This window comes from Geodermatophilus telluris, assembly GCF_900102745.1.
In the GTDB taxonomy this organism is placed as follows: Bacteria; Actinomycetota; Actinomycetes; order Mycobacteriales; family Geodermatophilaceae; genus Geodermatophilus; species Geodermatophilus telluris.
Genome location: NZ_FMZF01000002.1, coordinates 1045248 through 1070437, shown reverse-complemented (window position 1 = coordinate 1070437; position 25190 = coordinate 1045248). Strand labels below are relative to the sequence as shown.

Annotated in this window: 27 protein-coding genes; 16 read left to right on the top strand and 11 right to left on the bottom strand. The window is 76.3% G+C overall.

Annotated elements, in window-relative coordinates; genetic code table 11:
* Window positions 1-272 precede the first annotated feature (272 nt).
* Both BLQ97_RS10515 and BLQ97_RS10510 read right to left on the bottom strand, forming a co-directional pair.
* Window positions 273-878: a hypothetical protein gene (locus BLQ97_RS10515; protein WP_245692033.1), complete on the bottom strand. Its 606-nt coding sequence runs from the start codon at window positions 876-878 to the stop codon at window positions 273-275.
* Between the two features lie 10 nt (window positions 879-888).
* Entirely contained in the window at window positions 889-2037 is a 1149-nt protein-coding gene (locus BLQ97_RS10510) for a zinc-dependent alcohol dehydrogenase (RefSeq protein WP_091365691.1), read from the bottom strand.
* A 203-nt stretch (window positions 2038-2240) separates the two neighbouring features.
* Here BLQ97_RS10510 and BLQ97_RS10505 point away from each other — a divergent pair, with 203 nt between their 5' ends.
* From BLQ97_RS10505 to BLQ97_RS10480, 6 genes are all read left to right on the top strand, one after another.
* A complete protein-coding gene (locus BLQ97_RS10505) occupies window positions 2241-2426 on the top strand; it encodes a hypothetical protein (RefSeq protein WP_091365690.1) in 186 nt (61 codons plus the stop codon).
* A 40-nt stretch (window positions 2427-2466) separates the two neighbouring features.
* Window positions 2467-2805, top strand: a complete 339-nt coding sequence (locus BLQ97_RS10500; protein WP_139173564.1) for a hypothetical protein — start codon at window positions 2467-2469, stop codon at window positions 2803-2805.
* A gap of 39 nt (window positions 2806-2844) precedes the next feature.
* The gene (locus tag BLQ97_RS10495; RefSeq protein WP_091365688.1) at window positions 2845-3939 is read left to right on the top strand and encodes an NAD(P)-binding domain-containing protein; all 1095 of its coding nucleotides are present in this window, start codon (window positions 2845-2847) and stop codon (window positions 3937-3939) included.
* Window positions 3940-4060: 121 nt separating this feature from the next.
* Window positions 4061-4978, top strand: coding sequence for an ABC transporter ATP-binding protein (locus BLQ97_RS10490; protein WP_091365687.1), 918 nt, complete (start codon window positions 4061-4063; stop codon window positions 4976-4978).
* Window positions 4975-5802 carry an ABC-2 transporter permease gene (locus BLQ97_RS10485; RefSeq protein WP_091365686.1) on the top strand — a complete coding sequence of 276 codons (828 nt, stop codon included), beginning with the start codon at window positions 4975-4977 and terminating at the stop codon, window positions 5800-5802. The genes BLQ97_RS10490 and BLQ97_RS10485 overlap by 4 nt, the downstream gene beginning before the upstream one ends.
* Window positions 5803-5985: 183 nt before the next feature.
* Window positions 5986-6333, top strand: coding sequence for a hypothetical protein (locus BLQ97_RS10480; protein ID WP_091365685.1), 348 nt, complete (start codon window positions 5986-5988; stop codon window positions 6331-6333).
* Between the two features lie 60 nt (window positions 6334-6393).
* Here BLQ97_RS10480 and BLQ97_RS10475 read toward each other — a convergent pair whose 3' ends face one another.
* Entirely contained in the window at window positions 6394-7431 is a 1038-nt protein-coding gene (locus tag BLQ97_RS10475) for an ornithine cyclodeaminase (protein ID WP_091365684.1), read from the bottom strand.
* Window positions 7432-7555: 124 nt separating this feature from the next.
* Between BLQ97_RS10475 and BLQ97_RS10470 the strand changes: the two genes are divergently transcribed.
* Complete coding sequence (locus BLQ97_RS10470; protein WP_091365849.1) at window positions 7556-7987, top strand: Lrp/AsnC family transcriptional regulator; 432 nt, start codon at window positions 7556-7558, stop codon at window positions 7985-7987.
* 19 nt (window positions 7988-8006) lie between these two features.
* On the opposite strand, the gene BLQ97_RS10465 is transcribed toward BLQ97_RS10470, so the two are convergent.
* Complete coding sequence (locus tag BLQ97_RS10465; protein ID WP_091365683.1) at window positions 8007-9161, bottom strand: MFS transporter; 1155 nt, start codon at window positions 9159-9161, stop codon at window positions 8007-8009.
* 89 nt (window positions 9162-9250) lie between these two features.
* On the opposite strand from BLQ97_RS10465, the gene BLQ97_RS10460 reads away from it, so the two are divergent.
* On the top strand, window positions 9251-9778 hold the full coding sequence (locus tag BLQ97_RS10460) for a DUF488 domain-containing protein (RefSeq protein ID WP_091365682.1): 528 nt from the start codon (window positions 9251-9253) through the stop codon (window positions 9776-9778).
* A 90-nt stretch (window positions 9779-9868) separates the two neighbouring features.
* Here BLQ97_RS10460 and pruA read toward each other — a convergent pair whose 3' ends face one another.
* Both pruA and BLQ97_RS10450 read right to left on the bottom strand, forming a co-directional pair.
* The gene (pruA, locus tag BLQ97_RS10455; RefSeq protein WP_091365681.1) at window positions 9869-11494 is read right to left on the bottom strand and encodes an L-glutamate gamma-semialdehyde dehydrogenase; all 1626 of its coding nucleotides are present in this window, start codon (window positions 11492-11494) and stop codon (window positions 9869-9871) included.
* Between the two features lie 13 nt (window positions 11495-11507).
* Window positions 11508-12440 carry a proline dehydrogenase family protein gene (locus BLQ97_RS10450; protein ID WP_091365680.1) on the bottom strand — a complete coding sequence of 311 codons (933 nt, stop codon included), beginning with the start codon at window positions 12438-12440 and terminating at the stop codon, window positions 11508-11510.
* Window positions 12441-12534: 94 nt separating this feature from the next.
* Here BLQ97_RS10450 and BLQ97_RS10445 point away from each other — a divergent pair, with 94 nt between their 5' ends.
* From BLQ97_RS10445 to BLQ97_RS10435, 3 genes are all read left to right on the top strand, one after another.
* Window positions 12535-13635, top strand: coding sequence for a helix-turn-helix domain-containing protein (locus BLQ97_RS10445; protein WP_091365679.1), 1101 nt, complete (start codon window positions 12535-12537; stop codon window positions 13633-13635).
* A gap of 121 nt (window positions 13636-13756) precedes the next feature.
* Window positions 13757-14386, top strand: coding sequence for a biliverdin-producing heme oxygenase (locus BLQ97_RS10440; protein ID WP_217637127.1), 630 nt, complete (start codon window positions 13757-13759; stop codon window positions 14384-14386).
* Window positions 14383-16755 carry a SpoIIE family protein phosphatase gene (locus BLQ97_RS10435; RefSeq protein ID WP_091365847.1) on the top strand — a complete coding sequence of 791 codons (2373 nt, stop codon included), beginning with the start codon at window positions 14383-14385 and terminating at the stop codon, window positions 16753-16755. The genes BLQ97_RS10440 and BLQ97_RS10435 overlap by 4 nt, the downstream gene beginning before the upstream one ends.
* A gap of 56 nt (window positions 16756-16811) precedes the next feature.
* Here BLQ97_RS10435 and BLQ97_RS10430 read toward each other — a convergent pair whose 3' ends face one another.
* From BLQ97_RS10430 to idi, 4 genes are all read right to left on the bottom strand, one after another.
* Window positions 16812-17063: a hypothetical protein gene (locus BLQ97_RS10430; protein WP_091365678.1), complete on the bottom strand. Its 252-nt coding sequence runs from the start codon at window positions 17061-17063 to the stop codon at window positions 16812-16814.
* Window positions 17060-17833, bottom strand: coding sequence for an SDR family NAD(P)-dependent oxidoreductase (locus BLQ97_RS10425; protein WP_091365677.1), 774 nt, complete (start codon window positions 17831-17833; stop codon window positions 17060-17062). The genes BLQ97_RS10430 and BLQ97_RS10425 overlap by 4 nt, the downstream gene beginning before the upstream one ends.
* 113 nt (window positions 17834-17946) lie before the next feature.
* Window positions 17947-18732 carry a polysaccharide deacetylase family protein gene (locus BLQ97_RS10420; RefSeq protein WP_091365676.1) on the bottom strand — a complete coding sequence of 262 codons (786 nt, stop codon included), beginning with the start codon at window positions 18730-18732 and terminating at the stop codon, window positions 17947-17949.
* A 104-nt stretch (window positions 18733-18836) separates the two neighbouring features.
* Complete coding sequence (gene idi, locus BLQ97_RS10415) at window positions 18837-19385, bottom strand: isopentenyl-diphosphate Delta-isomerase (protein ID WP_245692032.1); 549 nt, start codon at window positions 19383-19385, stop codon at window positions 18837-18839.
* Window positions 19386-19452: 67 nt separating this feature from the next.
* Here idi and BLQ97_RS10410 point away from each other — a divergent pair, with 67 nt between their 5' ends.
* Window positions 19453-20286: an alpha/beta fold hydrolase gene (locus BLQ97_RS10410; RefSeq protein ID WP_091365674.1), complete on the top strand. Its 834-nt coding sequence runs from the start codon at window positions 19453-19455 to the stop codon at window positions 20284-20286.
* Window positions 20287-20360: 74 nt separating this feature from the next.
* Window positions 20361-21050 (top strand): IclR family transcriptional regulator, encoded by a 690-nt coding sequence (locus tag BLQ97_RS10405; protein ID WP_091365673.1) that lies wholly within the window; start codon window positions 20361-20363, stop codon window positions 21048-21050.
* 64 nt (window positions 21051-21114) lie between these two features.
* Here the strand turns inward: BLQ97_RS10405 and BLQ97_RS10400 are convergent, their stop codons facing one another.
* A complete protein-coding gene (locus BLQ97_RS10400) occupies window positions 21115-21720 on the bottom strand; it encodes a TetR/AcrR family transcriptional regulator (RefSeq protein ID WP_091365672.1) in 606 nt (201 codons plus the stop codon).
* Window positions 21721-21965: 245 nt separating this feature from the next.
* Between BLQ97_RS10400 and BLQ97_RS10395 the strand changes: the two genes are divergently transcribed.
* Genes BLQ97_RS10395 through BLQ97_RS10385 form a run of 3 tightly spaced genes read left to right on the top strand, consistent with a single transcriptional unit; the run spans window position 21966 to window position 25164 of the window.
* The gene (locus BLQ97_RS10395; RefSeq protein WP_091365671.1) at window positions 21966-23459 is read left to right on the top strand and encodes an APC family permease; all 1494 of its coding nucleotides are present in this window, start codon (window positions 21966-21968) and stop codon (window positions 23457-23459) included.
* A gap of 29 nt (window positions 23460-23488) precedes the next feature.
* Window positions 23489-24832 carry a flavin monoamine oxidase family protein gene (locus BLQ97_RS10390; protein WP_091365670.1) on the top strand — a complete coding sequence of 448 codons (1344 nt, stop codon included), beginning with the start codon at window positions 23489-23491 and terminating at the stop codon, window positions 24830-24832.
* A 35-nt stretch (window positions 24833-24867) separates the two neighbouring features.
* Complete coding sequence (locus BLQ97_RS10385; RefSeq protein WP_091365669.1) at window positions 24868-25164, top strand: hypothetical protein; 297 nt, start codon at window positions 24868-24870, stop codon at window positions 25162-25164.
* Window positions 25165-25190: the final 26 nt, after the last annotated feature.

Genomic DNA, 25190 nt, shown 5'->3' with positions numbered 1-25190 from the left:
GCACCCACCACCACGACCGCGGCACCCACCACCACGACCGAAGCCACCGCCACCGAAGTCACCGCCACCGGGACGGCGACCCCCTGAGCTGAGTCCCAGCGGTCGGCACCCCGGGGGACGACCTCGGACGTCCGGTCCCCCGGTGTCCCGCTCCCCACGGGTCCCGCCCGGGCTCAGCCCAGCCGCGACCCGTGCTCGGCCAGAGCCCCCTCCAGGACCCGCAGTGCTTCCGGACCCGTGCCGTGCAGCGTGGCCGGCTCCGAGGCGGGCCGTCAGCCGCGGACGGCGCGCACCAGCCGCCGGAGGCCGAGCACCGCGGCACCCGCGCCGGCCACCCAGGGCCCCACGACCACGACCGGGTCGAGGAGCTGGTGCCGGACGTCGGAGCGCCCGTGGCGCGACCGCACCCCACCGTGGGTGAGCTCGGTGCGCACGCCCGTGGCCGGCACGTCGGGACGGCGGGACGCGAACGAGCGCAGGCGGTGCCCCCAGGCGTCGACGCGGTCGCCGACGACGAGCAGCACCCAGTGCGCCAGCCGCCCCTCGCTGAAGCGGGCGTAGGCCAGCCGCCGGATCGCTCCGGACACCCCCCGCAGCGGCTGCGCGGTGCCGAAGACGGGGGTGACGAAGGCGTGCTCGATCGAGCGCTCCCGGCCCTCGCCGCCCGGCTGGCGGTCGGGGAAGTCCCAGTGCGCGCCGGTGTCGGCGGGGTACTGCAGCTTCGGGTACGAGGGCCGGTCGGCCGGGTCGAGGTCGGCGCCCCAGCCGGGGATGCGCGCGCGCAGCTCCTCCCGGCTCGGCGGCGGCGTGCGCTTGTCGCGGACGTAGGCGCTCGGGATGGCGCTCGGGATGGCGCTCGGGGTCTCGGGGTCGGTCACGGGGCGCTCCTCAGGCCGCGTCGGGCACGATGACCGGCTTGATGCAGCCGTCGAGCTTGTTCGAGAACACGTGGTAGGCCTCGGCGATGTGCTCCAGGGGGAACCGGTGCGTGACCACCTCCCGCGGCGTCAGGTGGCCGTTGCGGACGTGCTCGAACATCCGCGGCCACTGCCGCTTCACCGGCGTCTGGTTCATCCGCAGGGTCAGCCCCTTGTTCAGCGCGTCGCCGAACTTCACCGCGTTGGGGATCGGCCCGTAGGCGCCGACGACGGAGACCGTGCCGCCCTTGCGCACCCCGTCGATGGCCCAGTTCAGCGCGACCGGTGAGCCGCCCTGCAGCTTGAGCTTGGTCCCGGTCACCTGCTGCAGGAGGTTCCCGTCGGCCTCCGCGCCCACCGCCTCGATGACGACGTCGGCGCCGAGGAAGTCGGTCTGCTTCTTCAGCTCGACGACGACGTCGTCGACCTCGTCGTAGTCCAGCGTCTCGGCGTAGGCCATCGTGCGGGCCTTCTCCAGGCGCTCGGCCAGGTGGTCGACGACGATCACCCGCCCGGCGCCCATGAGCCACGCGGACTGCGCGGCGACCAGCCCCACCGGGCCCGCGCCCAGGACGACGACGGTGTCCCCCTCGGCGATCTCGCCGAGCTGGGCGCCGAAGTAGCCGGTCGCGGCGGCGTCGGTCAGGCAGACGGCGTCCTCGTCGTGCATCCAGTCGGGGATCCGCGTGGGGCCGACGTCGGCGAAGGGCACCCGGACGTACTGCGCCTGGCCGCCGTCGTAGCCGCCGGTGGTGTGCGAGTAGCCGTAGATGCCGCCGACCGCCGTCGCGTTGGGGTTGACGTTGTGGCAGTTGGAGTACAGGCCGCGGGCGCAGAACCAGCACGAGCCGCAGAACACGTTGAACGGCACCATCACCCGGTCCCCGACGGCCAGGTTCTGCACCGACGGGCCGACCTGCTCGACGACGCCGATGAACTCGTGGCCGAAGGTGTGCCCGACCCGGGTGTCCGGCATGAGGCCGTGGTAGAGGTGCAGGTCCGAGCCGCAGATGGCGGCCAGCGTGACCCGCACGATCGCGTCGTTGGGGTGCTCGATCGCCGGGACGTCCTTGTCCTCGACCCGGACCTTGTACGGCCCGCGGTAGACCATGGCGCGCATGCGGGGGCTGCCCTCCTCGAGCGGGACCCCGGCGTCCTCCGTCGGACGGCCGGGTCGCCGGCGTGGCTCACCGGTCCGTCCCCGACCTTGCGGTGCCGGAGGTCCGGGGGCCACTCGAGACCGCGCCGCGGGCGTCGCTCACGGCCGGCGGCCGACGGCGGCCCTACGGTCGGGCTGAGCACCGACCAGGGGGAGCCGCCGAGATGGACACGCGTCCGACGTCCGAGCAGGAGCGAACCGACACCTTCCGCCGGGCGCAGCTGAGCCAGCTCGAGCGGCAGACGGAGCTGCTCACGTCCATCCACCGCTGGGTCACCCTCGGCTTCGGCGTCGTGGTGCTGGCCCTGCTGCTGGTGGTGTACCTGCTCGTCGTCCTCGCCATGGGCTGAGCCGCGGAACCCGGTTGCCCGGCTCCGTAGCGTCGGGGACGTGACCCCTCCCGTGCTCGAGCCGGTGCACCGCCCGGAGGACGGCGAGCTCGTCGGCCACCTGGCCGCGGCCGCCGACCGCGACGGGTGGACGGCGCACGCCGTCTTCGGCGCCCCCCTGCGGACCCTGCCCACCCGCGCGGAGGCCGCGGCGTTCCTGCGCGCCCGCGGGCTGGCCCTGCTCGCCGAGCGGTGGCAGTACCGCCCGGCCGACGGCGGCGAGCCGCGCACCGCCTGGCTGGTGGAGGCCCGGCCCGGCGCGGTCGTCGTCCGGTTCGGCCACGACCCGGCGTCGGTGCCGCTGCGCGGCGCGGACCTGGAGCGGCTCACCCTGCCCTGACCGGCGGAAGCGCGGCGGTCCGGGCGGCGTTGCCCGGACGTGGGCAGCGAGCGTGACGTCGACGTCGTGGTGGTCGGGGCGGGGCAGGCCGGGCTGGCGACCGCGCACCACCTGGCGCGGCTGGGCTTCGCGGCCGGGCCGGGCTTCGTCGTGCTGGACGCCGACGCCGCGCCCGGCGGGGCCTGGCAGCACCGCTGGCCCTCGCTGACCGTGGCCACCACGCACCGGGTGCACGAGCTGCCCGGGCTGCCGTTCGCGCCGGCCTCGGAGGACCTGCCCGCCGCCGAGGCGGTGCCGGCGTACTTCGCCGAGTACGAGCGGCACTTCGCGCTGCCGGTGCAGCGGCCGGTGCGGGTGTCGGCGGTCCGCCGCGAGGACGACGGGCGGTTCCGCGTCGAGTCCGACCGGGGCGCGTGGCGGGCGCGCGGCGTGGTCAACGCCACCGGCACCTGGACCCGGCCGTTCGTGCCGCACTACCCGGGCCAGGAGACCTTCCGCGGCCGCCAGCTGCACACCGTCGGCTACCGCGGGGCGGCGGAGTTCGCCGGACGGTCGGTGGTCGTGGTCGGCGGCGGCGCCTCCGCGGTGCAGCTGCTCGGCGAGCTGGCCGCCGTCGCCCGGACCACCTGGGTGACCCGCCGGCCACCGGTCTGGCGGGAGGGTCCCTTCGGCGAGGAGCAGGGCCGGGCCGCGGTCGCCCGGGTCGCCGAGGCCGTGCGCGCCGGCCGGATGCCCGGCAGCGTCGTCGGGGCCACCGGCCTGGTGGTGACGCCGTGGGTGCGCCGGGCGCTCGACGCCGGCGTGCTCACCCGGCTGCCGGTGTTCGACCGGGTCACGCCCGAGGGCGTCGCCTGGGACGACGGCCGGTCCGTGCCGGCCGACGTCATCCTGTGGGCCACCGGCTTCCGCGCCGCCGTCGGCCACCTCGCGCCGCTGCGGCTGCGCACCCGCGACGGGGTCGTCCCGGTGGTCGGCACGACCGCGGTGGAGGAGCCGCGGCTGCAGCTGGTCGGCTACGGCCCGAGCGCGAGCACCATCGGCGCCAACCGGGCCGGGCGGACGGCGGCGGTGGCCCTGCGCCGGCTGCTGGACGCCGGCACGGTCGAGGACGCCGCGCTGCCCCGGAGCGCCTGACCAGGGTCCTCCCCGACGGGGGATCAGGGACGGATGGGGGCCCGGCCCGGATGTGCCGGCTCCCCGCCCGGCGGGAGCCTCGCGGCCATGACCTCCTCCCCCGCAGCCCGGCGGTGACGCCGTGATCGTCGCCTCCGGCCTGACCAAGCGCTACGGCGACCGGGTCGCCGTCGACGCCGTCTCCTTCGCCGTCCGCCCCGGCCGGGTCACCGGCTTCCTCGGCCCCAACGGCGCCGGCAAGTCCACGACCATGCGGATGGTCGTCGGCCTGGACCGGCCCACCGCCGGCACGGTCACCGTCGACGGCGCCCGCTACGCCGACGCCCCCGCGCCGCTGCGCGCGGTCGGCGCGCTGCTCGAGGCCCGCGCCCTGCACCCCGGCCGCACCGCCCGGGCGCACCTGCGCTGGCTGGCCGCGTCCAACGGCATCCCGGCCGCCCGCGTCGAGGAGGTGCTCGGCCTGGTCGGGCTGGAGGCGGTGGCCGGCCAGCGGGTCGGCCGCTTCTCCCTCGGCATGGGCCAGCGGCTGGGCATCGCGGCCGCGCTGCTCGGCGACCCACCGGTCGTCGTCCTCGACGAGCCGGTCAACGGCCTGGACCCCGAGGGCATCCGCTGGGTGCGCTCGCTGGCCCGCGACCTGGCCGCCGAGGGCCGCACCGTGCTCGTCTCCAGCCACCTCATGGCCGAGATGGCGCTCACCGCCGACCACCTCGTCGTCGTCGGCCGGGGCCGGGTGCTCGCCGACTGCCCGACCGCGGACTTCATCGCCGCGCACGCCGCCTCCTTCGTCCGGGTGCGCACGCCGGAGCCGGGCGTCCTCGCCGGTCTGCTGCGCGCCCGCGGCGCCGACGTCACCCGCGACGGCGACGAGCTGCGGGTGCAGGGCGCCGACACCGTCGCGGTCGGCGAGCTGGCCGCCGGCGCGGGGCTGGTGCTGCACGAGCTCGGCCTCGTCCGCTCCTCGCTGGAGGACGCCTTCATGACCCTGACCGCCGGCGACGTCGAGTACGCCGCCCGTCCCGCCGAGGTGACCCGGTGACCGCTCCCACCCCGACCGCACCGGTCCCGACCGCCCCGCGCACCGCCGCCGCACCCCGCGCCGGCCTCGGCCGCGCGGTGCACGCCGAGTGGCTCAAGCTCTGGTCGGTGCGCTCCACCGGCTGGTCGCTGGCCGCCATGGTGGTGGTCGGCGCCGGGCTCACGACGCTGATCTGCGCGCTGGTGGCCGACGAGCTGTCGACCGGGGAGACCGGGGAACCGGTCGGCGCCTTCGTCACCTGGGGCCTGCTGTTCGCGCAGGTCACCGCGGTGGTGCTCGGCGCGCTCACGGTGACCAGCGAGTACGGCACCGGGATGATCCGCGCCACGCTGTCCGCGACGCCCCGCCGCGGCACGGTGCTGGCGGCGAAGTCCGTCGTCCTGGCCGGGACGCTGTTCGTCACCGGCGTGGTCACCGCGGTGCTCGGCTGGCTCGGGGGCAACCCGTTCCTGGACGCGGAGGGCCTGGGGCTGTCCCTCGGCGACGACGGGCTGCTGCGGGCGCTGGTCGGCAGCGGGCTGTACATGGCCGGGCTGGGGCTGTTCGCGATGGCCGTCGGGCTGCTGCTGCGCTCGACCGCGGCCACGGTCTCGGTGGTGCTGGCGCTGGTCTTCGTCGTCGGCAACCTCGTGGTGCTGCTGCCCGGCGCCTGGGGCGAGTGGCTGACCAAGCTGATGCCGGGCAACGCCGGCGGGCGGATCACGGCGGTCGAGTCGTTCAACCCGCTGCTGCTCGGACCGTGGACCGGGTTCGCGGTGTTCGCCGCCGAGGTCGCCGTCCTGCTGGGGCTGGCCGCGGTGGCCTTCGCCCGCCGGGACGCCTGAGGGAGGTCGCAGCCGGGTCGTGCTCTGCCCCGTCCCCGTGGGCAGAGCACGACCGCGCCCGGAACACCTCCCCCGTCGTCCCTCGTGCTCTGCCCCGTCCCCGTGGGCAGAGCACGACCCGCGCGGGGTGGACACCGGAGGTCCCCCCTCAGGGCCGCGGCAGCCGGCTGGCACCGTGGAGGGGTGACCTCCCCCGATCCCACCGCCCTCGGCCGCGAGCGCGCCGGCGCGCTGCTCGGCCGCATCGAGGCCGGGGACGCCGCCGGTGCCGACGCGGTGCTGGCCGGCGTCGACGAGGTGCGCGACCTCGTCTACGTCGGCGCCGCGCTCACCGCGCTGTCCCGCGCCGAGGCCCGCGGCCTGCCCCCGGCCCAGCGGGCCCAGGCCAACACCCGCCAGCTCGCCCTGGGCACCGTCCGCGACGCCGCCCGCGACGACCCGGCCGGGCTGCGCACCTGGCTGCGCCGCTCGGCCGAGGAGCTGCTGCTCCTGCGCTCCCTGCGCGCGGCGGCCGACCGGCTGGTCGGCTGAGCCGCAGAGCCGGCCGAGCCGGCCGGGACCGGGGTCTGCTCACCGGTCCCGGCCGGGCGCTCAGGAGCCGATCGGGGTGAGCGCGCCGAGCATGCCGAAGAGGTCCTTCGGGTCCTCGGGCTCGGCCACCAGGTCGACGTCGTCCACCCACGGCGTGCCGCGCACCTGGTCGCGCACGTAGCGCAGCGCGGAGTGGTCCTCGATCGCGAAGCCGACGGAGTCGAACAGCGTCACCTGCGCGGCAGACGTGCGGCCCGGGGCGCGGCCGGTGAACACCTCCCACAGCTCGGTCACCGGGAAGTCGGCCGGCATCGCCTGGATCTCGCCCTCGATGCGGGTCTGCGGCGGGAACTCGACGAAGACGGTGACGTCGTCGCGCAGCAGGATCGAGGGGTCGAGCTCGGTCTTGCCGGGGCAGTCGCCGCCGATGGCGTTGAGGTGCACGCCCGGCTCGACCCACTCCGGCCGGAGCACGACCGCGCGGGCCTTGTCCGCGGTGCAGGTGGTGACGACGTCGGCGCCGCGGACCGCCTCCTGGGCGGAGGCGGCCACGGTGACGTCGAAGCCCAGTGGGGTCAGGTTGCGGGCGAGCTTGGCCATGGCGTCGGGGTCGGTGTCCCACACCGCGACCTCGCGGATGCCCAGCAGCGCCCGCATGCCGAGCGCCTGGAACTCCGACTGGCTGCCCGCGCCGATCAGCGCCAGGCGGCGGGAGTCGGGCCGGGCCAGCAGCCGGGCGACCACGGCCGAGGTCGCCGCGGTGCGCAGCGCGGTGAGCAGGGTCATCTCGGCGAGGAAGACCGGGTAGCCGTTGTGCACGTCGGCCAGCGCACCGAAGGCGCTCACCGTCTGGTAGCCGCGGGCGGGGTTGCTCGGGTGGCCGTTGACGTACTTGAACGCGTAGGTCTCGCCGTCGCTGGTCGGCATGAGCTCGATGACGCCGAAGGGCGTGTGGCTGCCGACCCGGGGGATCTTGTCGAAGGACTCCCAGCGGCGGAAGTCGTCCTCCACGTACTCGGCGATCCCGGCGATCACGCGCTCGGGACCGGTTTCCACCACCCAGCGGACCATGTTGCGGACGTCCACGAACAGCGTCATGACGACGGTCTCCTCTCGACGAGGAGAACGCTAGGGATGGACGATCTGCACGGGCAATGAGCAGAACGAGTGCATCCTGCGCAGGACCTGGGCAGATCGTCGCGGTCGGCCGTACGTTGTGCGCATGGCGGAGCTCAGCGACCTCGACCGGCGGCTGCTCGCGGCCCTGCGCGAGGACGGCCGGGCGCCGGTGGCCGAGCTCGCCCGCCGGCTCGGCGTCACCCGCGCCACGGTGACCAGCCACCTCGACCGGCTGGTGGCCGAGGACGTCGTCGTCGGGTTCACCGTGCGCGTGCGGGACGAGGCGGCGGCCGGCGGGGTGCGCGCGGTGTCGCTCATCGAGGTGGAGGGCCGCTCCACCGACGACGTCATCCGGCGGCTGCGCGGCTTCCCCGAGATCGAGTCGATGCACTCGACCAACGGCGCCTGGGACCTCGTGGCCGAGACCCGCACCGCCGACCTCGTCGAGTTCGACCGGCTGCTCAACCGCATCCGCGCCGTCCCCGGCGTGATCAACAGCCAGACCAGCCTGCTGCTGACCTCCGTGCTGCGCTGACCTCGGGCCGACGCCGACCTCAGGCAGGCCGGGTCGCCGTCCGGGCCAGCGGCAGCGTGGCCGCCAGGAGGGCCGCGACCAGGACGTAGGACCACGGCAGGCCCACCCCGGCTGCGACGACGCCGAGGGCCAGCGCGCCCAGCGCCGTGCCGGCGTCGAAGGAGGCGTTCCACATGGCGCTCGCCGCCGTCGACCCGCCCTCGCCGGCGCGGCTGAAGGCGCTCACCAGCGTCAGGTTCTGCACCGCGCCGTAGCCGGCGCCGAAGAGCGCGGCGCCGGCCAGCACCCAGCCGTCGCCGCCGCCGAGCCCGGCGGCCACCACGGCCATCCCGGCGGCCCCGCCGAGCAGCGCCACGGGCAGCAGCCGGCCGGTGCCCACCCGGTCGGCCACCAGGCCCGCCTGCCACCGGGTGAGCGCGCCGGTGACGCCGAAGAGGAGCAGCGCCGCCGTCGCCAGGACGCCGTCGGGCCGCTCGATCGGCAGGAAGGTGACCAGCCCGCCGCCGGCCAGCGTGACCACCAGCAGCACCGCCGACGGCGCCAGCGCGGCGCGCACGGCGGCGCGCGAGGACGTCGTCGCGACCGGTTCCCGGGCCACCCGGCGGGCCAGCACCGGCAGCAGTGGCAGCGCCAGGACCGGGCACGCGGACAGCCAGGCCAGCAGCACCGGGTGGTCGCCGAGCACCAGCGCCACCCCGGCCGGGACGGCGACGAGGTTGGGCACCGCGATGGCCAGGCCGTAGATGCCGATCGACTCGCCACGGCGCTCGGCCGGGGCCACCTGCGCGGCCAACGTGGCGCCCAGCACGGTGAGCACCGCGAAGCCCGCGCCGCGCACCGCGGACACCGCCGAGAGCCACGGCACCGAGTCGCCGAGGGCGTAGAGCGGGGCCGGGGCGCCGAGGGCGAGCAGGCCCGCGGCCAGCACCGGCGCCGGGCCGAAGCGGGCGGTCAGCCCCGGCACCAGACCCTGCCCGGCCACGGTGACCAGCAGGAACACCGCGGTGACGACGCCGGCGGTGTCCGCGGACGCGCCGCCCTGCACCGCGTACGCCGGCAGCGAGGCCAGCGTCAGGCAGTAGCTGGCGAAGCCGAGGGCGGTCGCCCCGACCAGGGCGCGCATCGCGGGCAGCCGCCACAGCGACGTCCGCCGTCCGGTCGTCCCCCGCGCCACGCCGCTCCCCTCGCCCGCTGCCGGTGACCAGCATGACCGCCGCCCGCCGGGGACGGGCGGGCGGTCCCGGTCGCGGGTAGGGCCCTGCCGTGCCGCTGCTGACCGTGGGCCACGGGCCCGACGACCGCGACCGGCTCCGCGCCCGGCTGACCGCCGCCGGGGTCGAGCTGCTCGTCGACGTCCGCCGGTTCCCGGGCAGCCGGACCAACCCCGACGTCCGGCGGGACGCGCTCGAGGAGTGGCTCCCCGCGGCCGGGATCGGCTACCGGTGGGACGCCCGGCTCGGCGGCCGGAGGCGGCTGCCTCCCGACCGGCCGGTGGCCGACGGCTGGTGGACCGTCGCCCAGTTCGCCGCCTACGCCGCGCACACCCGGACGCCGGAGTTCGCCGCCGGGCTGGACGAGGTGCTGGCCGCGGCCGCGACGGCGACCGTGGCGGTGATGTGCAGCGAGAGCGTGTGGTGGCGCTGTCACCGGCGGCTGGTCGCCGACGTCGCCGTCCTCGCCCGCGGCGTGCCGGTGCGCCACCTCATGCCCGACGGCCGGCCGGCCGACCACCGCCCGTCCGAGGGCGCCGTCCTGGGCGGCGACGGGCAGGTGCGCTGGCCGGCGCGGTGACGGGGTCCTCCCTCACCGCAGCGCGTCCCACCTGACGTCCCACGGTCAGGTGGGACGCGCCACGATCAGGTCACCTGGTCATCGCCGGGCTCACGCCATGTGCGGGTAGGTGTGGTCGGTCGGCGGGACGAACGTCTCCTTGATCGAGCGGGTCGACGTCCAGCGCTGCAGGTTCTGCGCCGCGCCGGCCTTGTCGTTGGTGCCGCTCGCGCGCCCGCCGCCGAAGGGCTGCTGGCCGACGACGGCGCCGGTGGGCTTGTCGTTGACGTAGAAGTTGCCCGCCGCAAACCGCAGGAAGTGCTGCGCGTGCGCGATGGCCGCGCGGTCCTGGGCGATGACCGCCCCGGTCAGCGCGTACGGCGCCGCTGACTCCATCTGGGTGAGCACCGCCTCGTAGTCGGCGTCGTCGTAGACGTGCACCGCCAGCACCGGGCCGAAGTACTCGGTGGTGAACACCTCGTGGCCGGGGTCGGTGCCCTCGATGACCGTCGGCCGCACGAAGAAGCCCTCGGAGTCGTCCTTCTGGCCACCCGCCAGGATCGACAGCGCGGGGTCGTCGTCCACCCGGTCGATGACGCCGGACAGCTTGGAGAACGACTTCCGGTCGATCACCGCGCCCATGAAGTTCGAGAAGTCGGTGACGTCGCCCATCGACAGCGACTCGGTGGTCGCGACCAGGTCGTCGCGCAGCCGCGCCCACACCGACCGCGGCACGTACGCGCGCGAGGCCGCCGAGCACTTCTGCCCCTGGTACTCGAAGGCGCCGCGCACGAGTGCGGTCCGCAGCACGTCGACGTCGGCCGAGGCGTGCGCCACGACGAAGTCCTTGCCGCCGGTCTCCCCGACGATCCGCGGGTAGCCGCGGTAGGAGGAGATGTTCTCGCCGACCGTCCGCCACAGGTGCTGGAAGACCGCGGTGGACCCGGTGAAGTGGATGCCGGCGAGGTCGCGGTCGGCCAGGGCGACGTCGGAGACGGCGATCCCGTCGCCGGTGACCATCGAGACGACGCCCGGCGGCAGCCCGGCCTCCTCGAGCAGCCGCATGAGGAAGTGCGCGGCGAACTGCTGGGTGGGGGCGGGCTTCCACACGACGGTGTTGCCCATGAGCGCCGGCGCGGTGGGCAGGTTGCCGGCGATCGCGGTGAAGTTGAACGGCGTGACCGCGTAGACGAACCCCTCGAGCGGCCGGTGGTCGCTGCGGTTCCACACGCCGGGCGAGGACACCGGCTGGGCGGCGACGAGCTCGCGGGCGAAGTGCACGTTCCAGCGCCAGAAGTCGACCAGCTCGCACGCCGAGTCGATCTCGGCCTGGTGGGCGGTCTTGGACTGCCCGAGCATCGTGGCGGCGTTCAGCGTCTGCCGCCACGGGCCGGCCAGCAGGTCGGCGGCCTTGAGGAACACCGCGGCACGGTCGTCGAAGGACAGGTCCCGCCACGCCGGCGCGGCGGACTTGGCCGCGGCCACGGCCTCCTCGGCGTCGGCGTGCGTGGCGTGCGCGGCGGTGCCGAGGACGGCGGCGTGCCGGTGCGGCTGGACGACGTCGAAGCGCTCGCCGCTGCCCATCCGCTGCTTGTCGCCGATGGTCATGGTCAGCTCGAGCGGCTCGGCGGCCAGCTCGGCCAGCCGCTGCTGCAGGGCCGCGCGCTCCGGCGAGCCCGGCGCGTAGCCGTGCACCGGCTCGTTGGCCGGCGGGGGGACGGTGGTGACGGCGTCCACGGGGACCTCCGGATCAGGACGTGGTGACGAGGGAGCGCAGGAAGAAGCGCAGGTTCGCGGGGCGCTCGGCCAGCCGGCGGACGAAGTAGCCGTACCAGTCGGCGCCGTAGGGGACGTAGGCGCGCACGCACACGCCCTCGGCGGTCAGCCGGCGCTGCTCGTCGGGGCGGATGCCGTAGAGCATCTGCACCTCCCACGAGTCCGGCGTCCGCCCGTACTCGGTCGCGAGGCGCTGGGCCACCGAGACCAGCCGCGGGTCGTGGCTGCCGACCATGGGGTACCCCGGCCCGCGCATGAGCACGCCGAGGCAGCGGGCGTAGGCGGCGTCGACGTCGTCGCGGCCCTGGAAGGCGACCGACGGCGGCTCGTCGTAGGCGCCCTTGACCAGCCGCACCCGCGAGCCCGGGGTCGCCAGCGCCTGCACGTCCTCCTCCGTGCGGTGCAGCGCCGCCTGGAGCACCGCGCCGGTCTCGGGGTGGTCGCGGCGCAGCTCGGCGAGCACGCCCAGGGTGGAGTCGACGGTGGAGGAGTCCTCCATGTCGAGGGTGACCGTGGTGCCGATGGCGGCGGCCGCCTCGACCACCGGCCGGACCAGATCCAGCGCCACGTCGTGACCGCCGGGCAGCGCCTGGCCGAAGGCCGACAGCTTCACCGACACCTCGGCGCGCCGGCCCAGGCCCAGCGGGGCCAGCCCGTCGAGGGCGGCCAGGTAGGCGTCGCGGGAGCGCTGCGCCTCGGCGCGGTCGGTGACGTCCTCGCCCAGGTGGTCGAGGGTCACCGCGAGGCCCTCGCCGGTGAGCCGCCGGACGACGTCGAGCGCCTCGGGCAGCGTCTCGCCGGCGACGAAGCGGTCGACGACCTGGCGGGTGACCGGCGTGCCGACCAGCGCGCGGCGCAGCGCGGGTCGGCGGGCGGCGCCCAGGAGCAGGGCCTTCTGCGAGAGCACGTGCCACCTCCGTCCTCGGGGACACCGACGCTAGGACCGCGCGGCGGCACCGGCCAGGGACAGGTGTACGGAGCTGCTTCATACACTCGTCCAGGTGCGCTCCGACCTGCAGGACGTGGTCGACGAGGTCGCCCGGGTGCTGCAGGCCCCGGCGACGCTGGAGGACGTCGACTTCACCCTGGTCGCCTTCTGCGCCCACCCCACCGACGACGACGGCGACGGCGGCGCCGCGATGGACGCCGTCCGCGCGCGCTCGATCCTCGGTCGCGGCTCGACGCCGGCCACCCGCCGCTGGTTCGAGGACCTCGGCGTCGCCCGAGCGCAGGGGCCGGTGCGCACCCCCGCCGACCCCGCGGCCGGCGTGCTCACCCGGCTGCTGCTGCCGGTGCGCGCCGACGGCCGGCTGCTGGGCTACCTGTGGCTGCTCGACGGCGGCCGCACCGACCCCGACGACGCCGGCGACCCGGCGCTGGCCGCGGCCGTCGCCCTCGCCGCCCGCGCCGGCCGGCTGCTCGCCGAGCGGGAGACCGACGACGACCCCGGCGCCGCGCTGGCCGCCGTCCTGACCGGCACCGGGCCCGACCGCGACCGCGCCGCCGCCGCGCTGGCCGCCCGGCCCGGCCCCGCCGCGCTGGTCGCGCTGCGGCCGCCACGCGGCGCGCCCGCCCGCCGCCCGGCGCCCGGCGCGGCGGTGCTGCCCGGCGGGGAGGTCGCCGTCCTCGTGCGACTGCCCTCCCCCGCCGACCTGCGCCCGGCGGCGGCCGCGGCGTCGGCCGCGCTCGCCCGGCTGCCCGCGGGCACCAGCGCCGGGGTGTCGGCGGCCGGCCCCGCCGCCACCGACCTGTCCGCCCGCTGGGCGGAGGCGCGGACCGCGGCCGCCGTCGCCGCGATCGTGCCCCGGCTGGCGCCGGTGGCGCAGTGGGCCGAGCTCGGCGGGTGGCGGGCGGCCGCCGCGCTGCCCGCGCCCGACCCGGCGGTGGCCCCGCTGCTGGCCGAGCCGGCGCTGGCCGCCACCGCCGAGGCCTACCTCGACGCCGCCGGCAGCGTGGCCCGCACGTCGGCGGCGCTGGGCCTGCACCGGCAGACGCTGTACTACCGGCTGGGCCGGATCACCGCGCTGACCGGGCTGGACCTCGCCGACGGCGACACCCGGCTGCTGGTGCACGCCTCGTTGCGCCGCGCCCGTCTCCCCTGACCTCCTCCCGGGCGCGAGGCGGGTCCCCGGCCGTACGGAACGGGCGGGTACCGCTCGCGCGCGACGCCGTCCCCGGGGTGACCTACCCTCGACGGTGCTGATGGCTGCGGGAGGAGAGGCGTTGCCTCGAGACGCGGGCGGTGCCGGCGACGTCCTCCGGGACCTGCGCACGGCCACCGCCGAGGAGCACGACCGGGTCGAGTCCACCCTCGACCTGATGGACCCCCACCTCGACCGGGACCGGCTGGTCGGGGTGCTGGGGCGCCTGCACGCCTTCTGGGTGGCGGCCGAGGCGGGCCTGGACGCCTGGGCGCGCCGCCGCCCCGACGACGCCGCCGCCCTCGACTGGGCGCGCCGCCGCCGCGCCGGGCTCTACGCCGCCGACCTGCGCGCGCTCGGCGCCGACCCGGAGGCCGGCACCTCGGGTGGCACGGGCCGCCCCGGGCTGCCCGAGGTGCGCGACACCGACGAGGCGCTCGGCCGGCTCTACGTGCTGGAGGGCTCCACGCTGGGCGGCACGTTCATCGACCGCCACCTGGCCACGCTGCCCGGCCTGGCCGGCGGCCCGCGGCTGCGCTGCTTCAGCCCCTACGGCGCCGACACCGGCGCGATGTGGCACGCCTTCCGCCGGGTCACCCGCGAGCACGTGGCCGCCGACGGCGACGCCGGCCGGGTGGTCACTGCCGCCCGGGCCACCTTCGGCGCCCTCGCCGACTGGTGCGCACCGGCGGCCCAGGGGACGACGGCGTGACCGAGGTCGACCGTGACGTCGGCCGTGACGCCGACCGTGACGTCGGCCGTGACGTCGCCTGGCTCGCGCCCGACACCCCGGTCGACCTCGACAACTGCGCCCGCGAGCCGATCCACGTCCCCGGCAGCATCCAGCCGCGCGGGGTGCTGCTGTCCGTGAGCGAGCCCGACCTGGTCGTCGTCCAGGCGTCGGAGAACCTGGCCGGGCTCACCGGTGTCGCCTGGTCCGACGCGCTGGGCCGGCCGCTGTCCGAGGTGGTCGGCGTGGCGCAGGCCGGGGCCGTCGTGCGCTCCGCGAGCGCCTTCGGCGACCTGCGCGAGCGCAACCCGGTGGAGCTGACCCTCGACGTCGGCGGGGACCCGGTGCCGGTGGACGCGATCCTGCACCGCGCGGTGCTCGGCGGCGCCCGCGACGAGCACGACCAGCCCACCGACGGCGACCCGCCGCAGACCAACCTCGTGGTGGAGCTCGAGCCCGCCCTCGGCCCGCGGCCGTTCTCCTTCCCGAACACCTACCAGGCGGTGCGCGGGACGGTGGGCGCGCTCAACCGCGCCTCGAGCCTGCAGGAGCTCTTCGACACCACCGCCCGGGCGGTGCGCGACCTCACCGGCTTCGACCGCGTGATGGTCTACCGCTACGACGCCGACTACAACGGCGAGGTCGTCGCCGAGGCCAAGGTCGCGGGCCTCAACCCCTTCCTCGGCCTGCACTACCCGGCCTCGGACATCCCGGCGCAGGCGCGGGCGCTGTACGAGAAGAACTGGATCCGGCTCATCTCCGACGTCGGCTACGTCCCGAGCCCCATCCGGCCCACGGCCCACCCGGTCACCGGCGCCCCGCTGGACCTCACCTACTCCACCCTGCGCAGCGTCTCGCCGGTGCACGTCGAGTACCTGCACAACATGGGCGTGCGCGCGTCGATGTCGATCTCGCTGCTGCAGGGCGACCGGCTGTGGGGCCTCATCGCCTGCCACCACTACGCCGGCCCCCACCAGCCGCCGTACGCCACGCGGGCCGCCGCGGAGTTCCTCGGCTCCACGCTGTCGCTGCGCCTGGTCGACCGCACGGCGGAGGACGAGGTGCACCGCGCCCTGCAGGTGCGCTCCACCCTGGCCTGGCTGACCGCCGCCACCCTCGACGAGGACCGCCCGCTGGCCGAGACCCTGCTCGGCAGCCCGAACCTGCTCGACGTGCTGCCCGCCGACGGCGTCACCCTCTGCCTGCAGGGCGACGGCGGCACCCGCGGGGAGCGGCTGGACCCGGCGCTGGTCGAGCGGGTGGTGGCCTGGGCCGCGGCGCGGGGCGAGGACGTCGTCGCCACCGACTCGCTGCCGCGCGACGCCCCGGAGCTGGGCGTGCCGGCCGACGTCGCCTGCGGCGTGCTGGTGCTCCCCCTGGCCGAGGGGCAGTACGTGCTCTGGCACCGCCGGGAGGCCGTGCACTCGGTGGACTGGGGCGGCGACCCGCACAACAAGGCCATCGCCGAACGGGAGGGCGACTCGGTCCGGCTGAGCCCCCGCAAGAGCTTCGACCGCTGGCGGGAGACCGTCCGGGAGCGCTCGCAGCCGTGGACGGCGCAGGAGCAGGTCGAGGTCGCGCAGCTGCGCAACCACCTCGTCGAGGCGCTCTACGCCCGCTCGCGCAGCATCGTGCGGGCCGCCGAGACGCTGCAGCGCAGCCTGCTGTCCGAGCCGCCGCCGGCCGACCACCTCGAGGTCGGCGTGCGCTACGTGCCGGCCACCCGCGAGGCCCAGGTGGGCGGCGACTGGTACGACGTCTTCGTCCAGCCCGACGGCGCCACGATGCTGGTCATCGGCGACGTCGTCGGCCACGACACCGCGGCGGCCGCCTGCATGGCGCAGCTGCGCGGGCTGCTGCGCGGCATCGCCTACGACCGCGCCGGGAGCCCGGCGACCGTGCTGGCCCGCCTGGACGCCGCCATCGAGGGGCTGGGGCTGGGCGCCATGGCCACCGTGCTCGTCGGCCGCCTCGAGCCCGGTCCCGGCGGCACCGCCCGGCTGCGGTGGGCCAGCGCCGGGCACCTGCCGCCGCTGGTCGCCGGCCCCCACGGCGCGGCGGAGGCGCTCACCGCCCCGCGGCCGGGGCTGCTGCTGGGCGTCGACCCACACGCGGTGCGCACCGACCAGGTGGTGCACCTGGAGCCCGGCTCGACGGTGCTGCTCTACACCGACGGCCTGGTCGAGCGCCGCGACACCGGCTTCGACGACGGCGTCGGCCTGCTCGGGCGGGCGCTGGTGGAGCTGCGGGACCGGCCGGTCGAGCAGGCCTGCGACGCGCTGCTGGCCCGGCTGGTGCCCGACGGCGCCGAGGACGACGTCGCGCTGGTCGCCGTCCGCCTGCGCCCCTGACCGGTGCACCTCCGCGGAGTCGCCCGGTGCACGTCCGCGGACGTGCACCGGGGGTGCTAGGCGGGGTCGCTGAACTCCGCGTCCAGGCCGTCGTCCTGGGATCCGCCGTCGGCCGGCAGCGGCGCCTCGTCCTCGGCGGCCCGCAGCTCCGCGTCGCCGGCCTCGGGCGCGCCGCCCGCACCGCGGGTGAGCTCGCCGAGCAGGCGCTCCTCGTCGGGGCGCAGGTCGCCGTCGCCGAGGTGGTCCCCCGGCTCGCCGGCGTCGGAGCCGGAGGCCATGCCGCTGTCGGGCAGCTCGGGCCCGGTCACCGCGGGAAGTTGGGCTCGAGGCGCGGCACGATCTGCATCTCCGGCACGTACGCCGCCGGGTGCATCGTGATCAGCGTGCGCACCGCGTCGGCCACGGCCGACGGCGGCATCATGAGGTGCCCGGGGATGCCCCACTGCTCCATCATCGGGGTGTCCATGGCCGCCGGGATGACGCTCATGACCCGTGCCGGGAAGGGCCGCTCGGTGCCGTCGTCGGCCGTCACGGCCTTCTCCCGCAGCTCGCGCTGGATGCAGCGGGTGGCGTTGAGGAAGCCGGCCTTGGAGCCGTTGTAGGCGATCGCGCCGCTGCCGGAGGTGATCGCCGACAGCGACACGATGTGCACGACGTCGGCGCTGCGGCCCTCGGGCAGGTGCTGCACCCGCTTCATGAACTCGCTGGTCAGGAAGACGGGGCCCTCGCAGTTCACCGCCATGACCCGGCGGTAGTCCTCCAGGTCGATGTCGGTGACGTAGCCCGGCCGGTCGATGCCGGCCACGTTGACCAGCACGTCGAAGGCGTCGCCGTGCTGCTCGAACAGCTGCGCGACCACCGCCCGCCGGCTCGCGTCGTCGGTGACGTCCAGGGCGACGACGTCGGCGCTGCCGCCCGCCTCGGCGACCAGGTCGCGGGTCCGCGCGCTGCCGTCGGCGTCGATGTCGGCGACCACGACGTGCGCGCCCGCCTCGGCCAGTGACACGCACGTCGCCCGGCCCAGCCCGCTGGCCCCGCCGGTGACCAGCGCCACGCGGCCCTTGAGCTCCCCTGCCACCCGTACCTCCGTCCGCCGGCCCGTCCCCGGGCCGTGATCACGTTCCGTGCCCCCACCTTCGCCGAGACCGCGCGCGCCCGCAGGTCGGGAGCCGTCCCCGCGACCGGAGCCGCTCAGGCCGGGGAGGACCAGACGTCGGCGAGGGTGACCGTCTGCAGCTGCCGGGTCTCGACGAGCGCGACGAGCTGGTCGAGGACGGTCGCCAGCGGCGGCTGGTTGGCGTGCCCGACGACGATGGCCTGCGCCGCGAACCACCGCTGCGCGGCCGCCACCAGGTCGGCCGCGCTGACCACCCGGCCGTCGTCGAAGGTGCCGTTCCACAGCACGGTGGTGGGGTGGCCGACGTCGGCGGCGATCCGGTCGGTGCGCTCGTCGTGCGAGCCGAACGGCGGCCGCCAGAACGGCGTCGACTCCACACCCAGCGTGCGGCGCATGAAGTCGCGGTTGCGGACCAGCTCGTCGGCGACGACGTCGTCGGGCACGGTGACCAGGTCGGGGTGCGACCACGTGTGGTTGCCGACGGCGACCTGCCCCGACTCGATCAGCGGCCGCAGCCGCCGCGCGTTCTCCTCCCACGAGGAGTACCGGCCGTTGGGGAAGAAGGTCAGCCGGGTGCCGGTCTCCTCGGCGAGGGTGACGAGGGCCGCGACGACCTCGCCGTCGACCCCGTCGTCGATGGTCAGCGCCAGGGTGGCGGCCGGCCCGGGCAGCGTGTCGACGACGCCGGCGGGCGCGGGGACGGCGACCACGCCGGGTGGCCCGGTGCGCACCGGCTCGGCCGGCACCGGCTCGACCGCCGCCAGGGCGGTGTCCGGGCCGCCGAGCTCGCCCGCGCCGCGCCCCACCGCGGCGCCCGTCAGGCCGGCGGCGAGCAGGAGGAGGAAGCGCCGGCGGTCCACGCCGGCGAAGCTAGGACGCGCCCTCGGCGGGTCCCGGGCAGCGACACCACGTGGGGCGCGCGCCCAGCACGCTGCGTGTCCTCCCGGCTACCGCCTCCGTCGCGCTACCGGCCCGGGGACGGCGGGACGAGGCCGGCCTGCTCGATGAGGCGCGCCTGCTCGCGACACCAGGGCGACCAGGCGTCGCGCTCCTCGTCCTCCTGGCGACGGCGGAACGCGGCCCACTCCAGCAGCTCCCACTCGCCGACCTCGCTCGGGTCGGGGCCCGGCGTGCCGGCGAAGCGACCCAGGTAGACCGGGCAGACCTCGTTCTCCACGACGCCGCGGAACTCGGCGCGGTAGCGGTAGCCGGGCAGCGCCGGGCGCAGGTCGGCCACCTCGACGCCGAGCTCGAAGGAGGCGCGGCGGGCGATCGCGTCCGCGTCGTCCTCGCCGGGGCCGGGGTGCCCGCAGACGGTGTTGGTCCACATGCCGGGGAAGGTCTGCTTGTCCGCGGCGCGGCGGGTGACCAGCAGCCGGCCGTCGTCGGCGAACAGGTAGGCGGAGAAGGCGCGGTGCAGCGGGGTCTCGCCGTGGTGCACCAGCGGCTTGGGGAGGGTGCCGATCGCCGTCCCGTCGTCGTCGACCAGCACGATCAGCTCTGCCGCGGTCACCGTCACACGGCCCATCCTCCCCGACGCCCGGGGTTCGGGCACGCGCCCGTCCGGGCAAGGGGTGGGCGTGGAGCGGTTCGAGCGCGACGGCCTGGTCTTCGACGTCCGTGACGGCGGGCCTCCGGACGGCGAGCCGGTGGTGCTGCTGCACGGCTTCCCGCAGGACTCCTCCGCCTTCGACCGGCTGGCGCCGCTGCTGCACGGCGCCGGCCTGCGCACCCTCGCGCCCGACCAGCGCGGCTACTCCCCCGGCGCCCGCCCGCCCGGGCGGTCGGCCTACCGCCTGCGCGAGGCCGCCGCCGACGTCCTGGCCCTGCTCGACGCCGCCGGGCTGGACCGCGCGCACGTCGTCGGGCACGACTGGGGCGGCGCCGTCGCCTGGGCGCTGGGCGCCTGGCACCCCGGGCGGCTGCGGACGCTGACCGCGCTGTCCACCCCGCACCCGGCCGCGGTGGGCCGCGCGGTGCTCACCAGCGACCAGGGGCTGCGGTCGTCCTACATGGCGTTCTTCCAGCTGCCCGTGCTGCCCGAGCGGCTGCTGCTGGCCCGCGGCGGCGCGGCGCTGCGCGGCGTGCTGGAGAACGGCGGCCTGCCCGGGGACGCCGTCGACCGCTACGTCGGCCGGATGCGGGAGCCGGGCGCGCTGTCGGCCGCCCTGGGCTGGTACCGCGCCGTCCCCCTCGCCGCCCGCGACACCGTCGGCCGGGTGACCGTGCCGACGCTGCACGTGTGGAGCACCGGCGACGCCTTCCTCGGCCGCACCGCCACCGAGCGCACCCGCGACCACGTCGCGGCGCCCTACCGGCTCGAGGTGCTCGAGGGCGTGCCGCACTGGATCCCCGAGCTGGCCGCCGAGCGCACCGCCGAGCTGGTCACCGCGCACGTCCGCACCGCCGGGTGAGGGCGCACGGGCGGCCGGGGCCTCCCGCCGGACGGCGACCGTAGGCTGGGGACACCGGACGGAGGAGGTCCCGATTGGCTGACGACGGCGCCAGCGCGCCCCAGTCGCAGACCCTCGACCGCGGTCTCCGGATCCTCGAGCACCTGGCGACCCTCGCCGCCCCCCAGCCCGTCGCGGAGGTCGCCGCCGCCGTCGGCCTGCACCGCTCGATCGCCTACCGCCTGCTGCGCACGCTGGAGGACCACCAGCTCGTCGAGCGCGACGGCGCGGGCCACTACCGCCTGGGCCTGGGCATGGCCGCCCTGGCCCGGGGCGTGCGGACCGACCTTCAGGCGGCCGCGCTGCCGCGACTGGACGCGCTCGCCGCCGAGCTGGGGATGACGGCCTTCCTGGTCGTCCGCGCCGGGGACGAGGCCGTGACCGTCGCCAGCGTGGAGCCGCACGACACGGCCGCGCACGTGTCCTACCGCCCCGGCACCCGCCACCCGGTCGGCCGCGGCGGACCGGGGCTGGCCCTGCTCATGCCCGAGCCGCCCACGCCGGCGGACCGCCCCGAGCTGCAGGAGGCCCGCCGGGTCGGCTGGGCCGGCTCGCACGGCGAGGTCGTCGCCGGCCTGCGCTCGGTCGCCGCGCCGGTCCTCGGGCCCGACGGGGGCGCCCGTGCCGCGGTCGCGGTCGTCTACGTCGACGAGTCGGCGGACACCGACCGCATCGGCCGCTCGGTCGTCGAGGCGGCCGCGAGGGTGACCGCGGCCCTCCGGTAGCCGCCCGCCCCGGGGTCCGCACCGGGCAGGTGCGGTCCCCGGTGTCCAGCCGGCGACGCCGCGCTCAGTCCGCGCGGACGGACCGTCCGGACAGCGGGCGCAGCAGGTCGCGCAGGCGCTCCAGGGAGGGCAGGGTCAGGGCCGGCTCGTCGAGGCAGACCTGCTGGAACACCAGGCCGTCGACGGCGGCGAACACGAGGTGCACCAGCGCGTCGTCCGCCTCGACGCCCGCGGCCTGCAGCTCCGACCGCAGGGCCTCCCGGTAGGTGGCGTAGACCTGCTCGACCTGCGGGCGGAGCTCCGGGCGCCGCCTGGCCTCGAGGATGAGCTCGTACTGGAACGCCTGGTCGTCGGGGTTGGCCCGGACCATGTCGACGACGCCGGCGAACAGCGCGTCGAGGTCCCCGCTCCCCGGCTCGGTGCTGATGGAACCGACGCTGTTGGCCAGCGAGAACTCCAGCGCGGCCGCCAGCAGGGCGTCCCGGGTGCCGAAGTGGTGCGCCACCAGCCCGTGGGCCACGTTGGCCTGCTGGGCCACCGACCGGTAGGTCAGGTGCCGCAGCCCGCGGGTGGCCACCACGTGGACGGCGGCGGCCAGCAGCGCCTGCCGCCCCTCGCCGTACCCCGGTGCCGACCGCGCGGTCACGGCCGCCGTCTGGGTCCCTGTCATGTCCCCCCGATCCTCGATGAGCCGACGGTACGCACCGGTCCGGTCCCGGCCGTCCGCGTCGAACTGACCACTTGACCAGTTTGCCATCGGCATGCATCCTCTGTGCTGTCGCTCACAACTGTCCAGATGACCAGTTGTGCGCCACCACGGCACCTGCACCACGTCGTCCCGAGCGCGGACGACGCCGCCTCCCCGGCGCCGAGGTCCTCGACCCGTTGCCGGTCCCCGCCCTCCCCGGAGCGACGATGTCCCACTCCTCCCCGCCCGCCCCGCCCGCGCCCGAGCGGGGCGAGCACCACCAGCTCAAGCGCGGCGCCATCGGCGTCGTCGGCATCCTGTTCTTCGTCCTGTCGGCACAGGCACCGCTCACCGGCATCGGCGGCGCCCTGCCCCTGGCCGTGGCCCTGGGCAACGGCGCCGGCGCACCGGCCGCCTACCTGGTCGTCGGCCTGGTCATCGTGCTGTTCGCGGTGGGCTTCATCGCCATGAGCCGGCACGTCACCGCCGAGGGCGCCTTCTACGCCTACGTCACCCGAGGTCTGGGTCGGCGGCTGGGCACCGGGTCGGCCCTGCTCGCCCTGTGGTCGTACAACACGGTGCAGGCCTGCATGTACGGGCTCTACGGCGTGATCGTGTCCTCCCTGGCCGACACCCACCTCGGCGTCGCGCCGCCGTGGTGGGCCTGCGCACTGGTGACGATGGCCCTCGTCCAGGTGCTCGGGTCGCTCAACATCGAGCTGGGCGCCCGCTTCCTGGCCCTGCTCGTCGCCGGCGAGATGGGGATCCTGCTGGCCTTCGCGCTGGTCACGCTGCTCACCGGGGGCGGACCCCAGGGTCTCGACCCGGCCGCCAGCTTCTCCCCCACGGCCCTGCTGGCCGGCGCGCCCGGGATCGCCCTGACCTTCGGCATCGCGTCGATGTTCGGCTTCGAGTCCACCGCCATCTACTCCGCCGAGGCCAAGGACCCGGCCCGCACCGTGCCGCGGGCGACCTACCTGGCCGTGGGCACCATCGCGCTGTTCTTCGCCTTCGTCTCCTGGATGGTGGTCAGCTCCTACGGCGCCGACCAGGTCGTCGCCGCGGCCGGTGGCGCCCTGGAGTCCGGGGACGGCACGGTGCTGCTGTTCGCGGCCATCTCCGACGCGCTGGGCCCGTGGGCGGCCGAGGTGGGCGGCGTGCTGCTCGCGACGTCCCTGCTGGCCGGCATCCTCGCCTTCCACAACGCCTCGAACCGCTACGTGCACTCGCTGGGCGAGAGCGGGGCGCTGCCGGCGGTCGTCTCCCGCACCACCCGGCAGGGCGCGCCGTTCGTCGCCAGCGGGCTGCAGACGGTGCTCGCCCTGCTGCTCGTCATGCCCTTCGCGGTGCTCGGCCTGGACCCGGTGCTCACGCTGTTCGCCTGGTTCAGCGGTGTGGCGGTCCTCGGCCTGGTGGTCCTGTACCTCCTCACCTCGGTCTCGGTGGTCGTCTTCTTCCGGCGCACCCGGCTGGACACCCGGCCGTGGCAGACGCTCGTCGCGCCGGTCCTGGCCGCGCTGCTGATCGCCGCGCTCGGCGCGCTCGTGCTGACCAACTTCACCCTGCTGATCGGGGGCTCCCTGGGCACCGCGGTGCCCCTGGTCGCGTCCGTCCCGCTGGTCCTGCTCCTCGGCATCGCCCTGGAGTCGGTCCGGCGGCGCCCGGCCACCGAGGTGGCGACCGCCCCCGCACCGGCCGCCCGGCTCTCCCCCACCCGCTGACCACCACTCGTCCACACCCGAGGAGCGACGTGTCCACTCCCCACGACACCGACGTGATCGTCGTCGGCGCCGGCTTCGCCGGCGTCACCGCGGCCCGCGAGCTGCACCGCCAGGGCCACCGGGTCCTGGTCCTGGAGGCGCGGGACCGCATCGGCGGCCGCACCTGGACCGACACCCGACTGGGCCGCGACCTGGAGATGGGCGGCACCTGGGTGCACTGGGTCCAGCCGCACACCTGGGCCGAGCTGACCCGCTACGGCATCGGCGTCACCCCCTCCCCCACGCCGGTCCGGGGCCACTGGATCAGCGGCGGCACACGGCACACCGGCACCGCCGAGGACCTGCTCGGCCTCATCGACCGGGGCATGGCCGGCAGCACCGCCGAGGCGCTCGAGTACTTCCCGCAGCCGTACCGGCCCCTGCTCGCCGGCGACCGGCTCCCCGAGGTCGACGGCCTGACCGTGCGCGAAAAGCTGGAGCAGCTCGACCTCGGCCCCGAGGAGTTCGACGCCGTCGAGGGCATGTGGGCGACGAACTTCAGCGGCCGCACCGAGGACGGCGGCTACGCCCAGGGTCTGCGCTGGTGCGCGCTGGCCGGAGGCAGCTGGCAGCTGATGTTCGAGGCCTGCGCCACGTACAAGGTCGTCGGGGGCACGCGCGGGCTGATCGAGGCCATGGCCGCCGACGCCGGGGTGGAGGTCCGCCTGGACGCCCGGGTGACGGCGGTCGCCCAGGACGACGGCGGCGCCACGGTCACGCTCACCGACGGCACGGCGCTCACCGCCGCCTCGGTCGTCGTCACCCTGCCGCTGGACGTGCTGGACTCCGTGACGTTCGACCCGCCGCTGTCGGAGGGCAAGCGCCGGGCCGCGCACCAGGGCCAGGCGTCCCAGGGCGTCAAGGTGTGGGCCCGGCTGCGCGGCGAGCACGAGCCCTTCGTGGCCCTCGCCCCCGGCTCGGCGCCCCTGACGCTGTGCCAGGTCGAGCACGTGGGGGACGGCGAGACGCTCGTCGTCGCCTTCGGCCCGGTCAGCGAGCGCCTCGACGGCACCGACCGCGCCGCCGTGCAGGAGGCGCTGCGCGCCTGGCTGCCCGACGTCGAGGTGCTCGAGGTGGCCAGCCACGACTGGGTCGCCGACGAGCTCTCCGGCGAGACCTGGCCCATGCAGCGTGCCGGGCAGCTCACCGGCGCACTGGCCGAGCTGCAGCGCCCGGAGGGCCGGGTGGTCCTCGCGGGCTCGGACTACGCCGACGGCTGGGCCGGGTTCATCGACGGCGCCATCGAGAGCGGCCTGCGGGCCGGCCGCGTCGTGCACGAGCTCCTGACCTCCGTCGAGGAGCTCCCCGCCCCCACCGCCCTCACCCGGTCCTGACCACCACCAGCCCACCACCACCCCAGGGAGACCCCGTGCCCCAGCACCTCGTCGAGTTCGTCCACATCCGCGTCCAGGAGGGACAGGAGGAGGAGTTCCTGGCCAGCCGCCCGGGCGCCGTCGCAGCCGTCCAGGCCGCCATCCCGGGCTTCGTGGCCGCGCCGGTCATCGCCAAGGGCGAGGACGGCCTGTGGACCGACGTCTGGATCTACGACAGCGTCGAGCAGGCGGAGGCGGCCAACGCCAAGGCCGCCGACATGCCCGAGTTCGGGCGGATGGCTGCGGTCAGCGAGGTCGTGTCCATCGACATGGCGTGGATGCCCGTCCCCTGACCCATGCCCTCCGGCGCCCGGGCTCC

Bases quoted from the DNA above. Each gene is read 5' to 3' on its own strand.
- BLQ97_RS10475 (WP_091365684.1), bottom strand. From the start codon at position 7,431: ATGACGCTGTTCGTGGACGTCCGCAACATGGTCCGCTGGGTGGTGGAA.
- BLQ97_RS10510 (WP_091365691.1), bottom strand. From the start codon at position 2,037: ATGCGCGCCATGGTCTACCGCGGGCCGTACAAGGTCCGGGTCGAGGAC.
- BLQ97_RS10505 (WP_091365690.1), top strand. From the start codon at position 2,241: ATGGACACGCGTCCGACGTCCGAGCAGGAGCGAACCGACACCTTCCGC.
- BLQ97_RS10400 (WP_091365672.1), bottom strand. From the start codon at position 21,720: ATGACAGGGACCCAGACGGCGGCCGTGACCGCGCGGTCGGCACCGGGG.
- BLQ97_RS10395 (WP_091365671.1), top strand. From the start codon at position 21,966: ATGTCCCACTCCTCCCCGCCCGCCCCGCCCGCGCCCGAGCGGGGCGAG.
- BLQ97_RS10470 (WP_091365849.1), top strand. From the start codon at position 7,556: ATGGCGGAGCTCAGCGACCTCGACCGGCGGCTGCTCGCGGCCCTGCGC.